Below are 481 nucleotides of genomic sequence, written 5' to 3' on the forward strand. Positions count from 1 at the left end.
CCAACATGACTAAAGCCGTCAATGAACAGGTTCAAGCTTTCCAGCAACGTCGACTGGCTTCACAATATGCGGCCATCTTCTTAGATGCCACTTACTTGCCGTTAAAGCGGGATACCGTTCAAAAAGAAGCCGTTCATATTGCGATTGGCATTCGTCCAGATGGTACGAAAGAAGTGCTGAACTACCAAGTGGCGCCAACGGAATCGACTGGAATCTGGACTGAACTGCTGGGAACCTTGATCAAGCAGGGCGTTAAAGATGTGCTGTTGTTTGTGGCCGATGGGTTAGTTGGTTTGGATGAAGGCTTGAATCGGCATTTCCCTAAAGCCAAACGACAACGTTGCCTGGTTCATGTTGGGCGGAATCTGATGAACAAAGTTCGCGTAAAAGACCGCAAGGCCGTGATCAGTGACTTTAAACAAGTTCATCGGGCCGCCAACCGTGAAGCAGCCGAACTGAAACTGAATGAGTTCGCCAACAA

The 481-nt window shown here is 48.6% G+C and carries 1 pseudogene; it reads left to right on the forward strand.

Features of this window, described 5'->3' with window-relative positions:
* Nucleotides 1–481, forward strand: a pseudogene (locus tag FC15_RS02505) (IS256-like element IS1310 family transposase); the annotation flags it as partial.

The sequence above is a fragment of the Lapidilactobacillus concavus DSM 17758 genome, from assembly GCF_001435835.1.
GTDB lineage: Bacteria > Bacillota > Bacilli > Lactobacillales > Lactobacillaceae > Lapidilactobacillus > Lapidilactobacillus concavus.